Origin of the sequence: Actinophytocola sp. (assembly GCF_035712165.1) — a bacterium.
In the GTDB taxonomy this organism is placed as follows: Bacteria; Actinomycetota; Actinomycetes; order Mycobacteriales; family Pseudonocardiaceae; genus DASYTH01.
The window spans coordinates 1-4,310 of record NZ_DASTBH010000443.1; the positions used below are offsets into that span (position 1 = coordinate 1).

Below are 4,310 nucleotides of genomic sequence, written 5' to 3' on the forward strand. Positions count from 1 at the left end.
CGGGCGGCCTGCGAGGCCAGCCTGCGCCGGCTCGAGGTGGACACGATCGATCTCTACCAGGTGCACGCGCCCGATCCGGCCGTACCCCTGGAGGACACCCTGTCCGCGCTGGACGGACTGGTCCGGGCCGGCAAGGTCAAAGCGCTCGGTGCGTCGAACTTCCCGGCCTGGTTGCTGGCCTGGGCGGTGGCCACGCAGGACCGGGAGGGTTGGGCGCCGTTCATCAGCCTGCAGCCGCAGTACTCACTGGTGGAGCGCAGTGCCGAACTGGAACTGCTGCCGCTGTGCCGGGCCGCCGGGCTCGGCGTGCTGCCCTGGGGTCCGCTCGGCGCGGGCTTCCTCACCGGCCGCTACCAGCGGGACCGGATGCCGGCCGACGGCCGGGTCAGCACGGCGGCCAACGATCTGGAGGAGGCGGCGAGCCGGCGGGCCACCGAGCGGAACTTCCGGGTGGTCGACGCCGCCACCGAGATCGCCGCACGGCATGGCCGCCCGGTCGCCCAGGTCGCGCTCGCCTGGCTGCTCGGCGTCCCTGGCGTCACCGCGCCGATCATCGGTCCGCGCACCCTGGCCCAACTCGAGGATCTGCTCGGCGCCACCGATCTCGACCTCGACGAGGCGGAGCGGGCCCGGTTGGCCGAGCCCGCTCCACCGCCGGAGATCTCACCGCATCGCATGCTGCGCGAACAGGTCGGCCAGGCCGACATGCCGACGCTGCGCCGCCTGTCTACCCGTTGAGGATCCGCTGCTTCTGCTGCTGGAACTCTTCCTCGGTCAGCACACCCTGAGTCTTCAGGTCGCTGAGCTCACGGAGCCGGTTCAGCTTGACGTCCATCGGGTCCTCGGCCGGCGGTGCCGCGTAAACCTGTTGAGGCTGTTGGTAGGCGGGTTGTTGGGCGTACGCCTGTTGTTGGTTGTAGGCCTCCGCAGCTTCCTGCTGTTGCCAACGACCTGCCTGCCGCCGGGAAACCCGGTTGGACACGGCGGTCGCCGTGCCGGCGATCACTGCGGTGCGGGCGATACCGCGAAGCAGACCCATGAAACGAGTCCTTTCAGCTCGGGACGCGGTCACCCGCATCGGAGGCGTCCAGTGCGGCTATGAGATCCGGTGCGGTGATCGGTCCGCGGGCGACGAGTTCCGCCCCGGCCCGGCGCAGGGCCGAAGCCATCGGCACCGCCCACACGTTCTCGTAGACCAGGATCGCTGCCGAGTTTCCTTCGGTCAGCACGGAGGCGGCTTCGTGAAGGTCTTCCTTGCCCAGCAGGTTGGACGAGGCGCCTTCGAAGATCGCGAGGTCGAGTTTTCCGTCGCCGTCCAGGTCGGCGATCGCCATCACGGTGATCTTGCCGCCCTCGTCCTTGCGGACGAAGATCAGGTCGAGAACGCGGAGCAGTCCGCGGTCGACGAGGTCGACGAGCGCTGCCAGGCCCTCGCCGGTCAGGCGACTGCCCGGAAATTCGACAACCAGGTAGTCGATCGGTCCCAATGGGGTCGCGTCATCGGTCACCGCGCCAGCATCTTGCGCTGGTTCGGTCCCGGCATCGCCTGCTCCGGGTGAGGTCTACCGTCGCGCCGTTCACCCGACGCGACGTCATCCATGTGGGTGGCCTGCGCCGCAGCGGGCTGCGCCATCATTGCCGGGTGGCGTTACCAACGGAAGACGTGCTGGCCAGGCTGGCCACCCTGCGCCAGCACCAGAGCCAGGGCAAGCGCTCGCCACACAAGCCGCTGCTGGTGCTGCTGGCGCTGGGCCGGCTGGTCAACACCGGGTCGAGCGCGCTGCCCTGGCCGGTGGCCGTGACGTCGCTGGCCGACCTGATCCAGGACTACGGCCCGCCCTCGTCCGCGCCCCGCGCGCAGAGTGCCGCCTACCCCTTCACCCGGCTGCGCACCGATGGGGTCTGGATCCTCGATCACGACGTGCCGATGGACCGGGTGCGACCGCTGGCCGATCACCAGGTGGTCGGCCGGCTGGAACCCGCTGTCGAGCAGGCCCTGCGCGATCCGGCCGTCGCGCTGGCCGTGGCGCGTCAACTGGTGGAGGCCGAGTTCCCGCCGACCGTCGCCCCGGACGTGCTGGCCGCCGTCGGCCTGGATCCCGAGGCGATCCTCACCACCGCGCCGCCCGCGCCGTTGTCGCGGCGCCGGGACAGCGCCTGGCCGGCGACCATCCTCACCGCCTGGGACCGGCAGTGCGCCTTCTGCGGCTTCGACGGCCAACTCGGCTCCGCCGTCGTCGGCATCGAGGCGGCGCACATCCGCTGGTTCAACTTCGATGGGCCGGACGACCCCGACAACGGCCTGGCGCTGTGCTCCCTGCACCACAAGCTGTTCGACCGGGGCGCGCTCGGCCTCACCGCCGACCTGTGCATTCAGGTGTCGCGCAGCTTCAGCGCGCGCACCGACGCCGGCCGGGCCGTCTACGAACTCGACCGCCGCACACTGCGTCCCCGCCCCGGCACCACCCCACCATCACCCGGTCACGTCGACTGGCACACCCGCGAGGTCTTCAAGAGTCCGGCGCTGAGGTAACTCGAGTCAGGGAGGTTTTCGTTGCCGCATATGAGTGCGGAGGAGTTTCGTCGGCATGGCCGGCAGGTGGTCGACTGGATCGCCGACTATCTGGAGCGGATCGAGTCGTTTCCGGTGCGGGCGCAGGTTGAGCCGGGAGCGGTGCGGGCCGCGTTGCCGGAGCATCCGCCGGAGCGGGGGGAGCCGTTCGAGGAGGTGCTCGCGGATCTGGACCGGGTGGTGCTGCCCGGGATCACGCACTGGCAGCATCCGAGCTTCTTCGCCTACTACCCGGCGAACGCCAGCGGGCCGGCGATCCTCGGCGATCTGTTGTCGTCCGGGCTCGGGGTGCAGGGGATGCTGTGGGCCACCAGCCCGGCGTGCACCGAGGTGGAGACCGTGATGGTCGACTGGCTCGCCGAACTGTTGGGGCTGCCGGACCATTTCCGGACGGATACGGCGGGTGGCGGGGTGATCCAGGACTCGGCGTCGAGTGCCAGCCTGCTGGCGATCCTGGCGGCGTTGCAGCGGGCCAGCGACGGTGCGGTGGCGCAGGGGGGAATCACCGGGCGGCACACCCTTTACGTGTCCTCGCAGACGCACTCCGCGGTGGCGAAGGCGGCGCGGATCGTCGGGGTCGGCGCCGACAACGTGCGCACGGTCGCCATCGATCCGAAGACCCTGGCGATGGATCCCCACTCGCTGGACCGGATGCTGGCCGAGGATCGCGCCGCCGGTGCGGTTCCGGTGCTCGTCTGCGCCAGCGTGGGCACCACCTCGACGGCCGCGGTCGACCCGGTCCGGGCGATCGGCGAGGTGTGCCGGCGGCATGGCGTGTGGCTGCACGTCGATGCGGCCTACGCGGGCGTCGCGGCGGTATGTCCGGAACTGCGGTGGCTCAACGACGGGTTGGAACTCGTCGACTCCTACGCCACCAACCCGCACAAGTGGCTGCTGACCAACTTCGACTGCACGGTCATGTGGGTGGCCGACCGCGCGCCGCTGATCGGCGCGCTGGCCATCCAGCCGGAGTTCCTGCGCAACGCGGCGACGTCCTCCGGCTCGGTGGTCGACTACCGGGACTGGCAGGTCTCGCTCGGGCGGCGGTTCCGCGCGTTGAAGCTGTGGACGGTGTTGCGCTGGTACGGCGCGGAAGGCCTGCGGGAGCACATCCGCACCGGAGTGGCCCAGGCCGCCGAGCTGGCCACCTGGGTGGCCCAGGACCCGGACTTCGAACTGCACGAGCCGCAACACCTTGGCCTGGTGTGCTTCCGGCCGCGCTGGCCGGAAGGCACACCCGAGGCCGCCGACGCGTCGACGCTCCAACTCATGGAGGCGGTCAATGCCAGCGGCGACCTGTATCTGACCCACACCAAGGTATCCGACCGCGTCGTACTACGAATGGCGTTGGGCGGCACCAGAACCGAGCTCCGTCACGTGCGCGCCGCGTGGCAGGCCATCCGCGACACCTACCGGCGAACGGTCAATGGCTCCCGGCCACCTGCCGGGTAGCGACGTTGAGCCGGTTCCAGGCGTTGATCGCGGTGATGTGCAGGATCAGGGACATGAGCGCCGCCTCGTCGAAGTGCTTGGCCGCCTCGTCGAACACCTCGTCGGGGACCGGGTCCGGGCGGTCGGCGAGCCGGGTGACGGACTCGGTCAAGGCCAGCGCGGCGCGCTCGGCGTCGGTGAAGTAGGGCGCGTCCCGCCAGGCACCCACGCCCCAGATCCGCTCGTCGCTCTCGCCGAGTTTCTTCAGCTCACCGGCGTGCATCTGGACGCAGACGCTGCAGCCGTT

At 70.4% G+C, this 4,310-nt stretch carries 6 protein-coding genes; 3 read left to right on the forward strand and 3 right to left on the reverse strand.

Annotated elements, in window-relative coordinates; genetic code table 11:
• A partial coding sequence (locus tag VFO68_RS24845; protein ID WP_325160788.1) for an aldo/keto reductase occupies window positions 1–738 on the forward strand: 738 nt, incomplete at its 5' end.
• On the opposite strand, the gene VFO68_RS24850 is transcribed toward VFO68_RS24845, so the two are convergent.
• A complete protein-coding gene (locus VFO68_RS24850; protein WP_325160789.1) occupies window positions 728–1,039 on the reverse strand; it encodes an SHOCT domain-containing protein in 312 nt (103 codons plus the stop codon). The genes VFO68_RS24845 and VFO68_RS24850 overlap by 11 nt on opposite strands.
• Before the next feature lie 13 nt (window positions 1,040–1,052).
• Window positions 1,053–1,508, reverse strand: a complete 456-nt coding sequence (locus tag VFO68_RS24855; RefSeq protein ID WP_325160790.1) for a DUF6325 family protein — start codon at window positions 1,506–1,508, stop codon at window positions 1,053–1,055.
• 134 nt (window positions 1,509–1,642) lie between these two features.
• Between VFO68_RS24855 and VFO68_RS24860 the strand changes: the two genes are divergently transcribed.
• Together VFO68_RS24860 and VFO68_RS24865 are read left to right on the forward strand one after the other, a co-directional pair.
• A complete protein-coding gene (locus tag VFO68_RS24860; RefSeq protein ID WP_349256583.1) occupies window positions 1,643–2,533 on the forward strand; it encodes a phosphorothioated DNA-binding restriction endonuclease in 891 nt (296 codons plus the stop codon).
• Between the two features lie 30 nt (window positions 2,534–2,563).
• Window positions 2,564–4,024, forward strand: coding sequence for an aminotransferase class I/II-fold pyridoxal phosphate-dependent enzyme (locus VFO68_RS24865; RefSeq protein WP_325160792.1), 1,461 nt, complete (start codon window positions 2,564–2,566; stop codon window positions 4,022–4,024).
• Here VFO68_RS24865 and VFO68_RS24870 read toward each other — a convergent pair.
• On the reverse strand, window positions 3,996–4,310 hold a 315-nt coding region (locus VFO68_RS24870), incomplete at its 5' end, for a carboxymuconolactone decarboxylase family protein (protein WP_325160793.1). The genes VFO68_RS24865 and VFO68_RS24870 overlap by 29 nt on opposite strands.

What these genes read in the sequence shown, in the direction of transcription:
- VFO68_RS24850 (WP_325160789.1), bottom strand. Translation starts at nt 1,039, where the DNA reads ATGGGTCTGCTTCGCGGTATCGCCCGCACCGCAGTGATCGCCGGCACG.
- VFO68_RS24865 (WP_325160792.1), top strand. Translation starts at nt 2,564, where the DNA reads ATGAGTGCGGAGGAGTTTCGTCGGCATGGCCGGCAGGTGGTCGACTGG.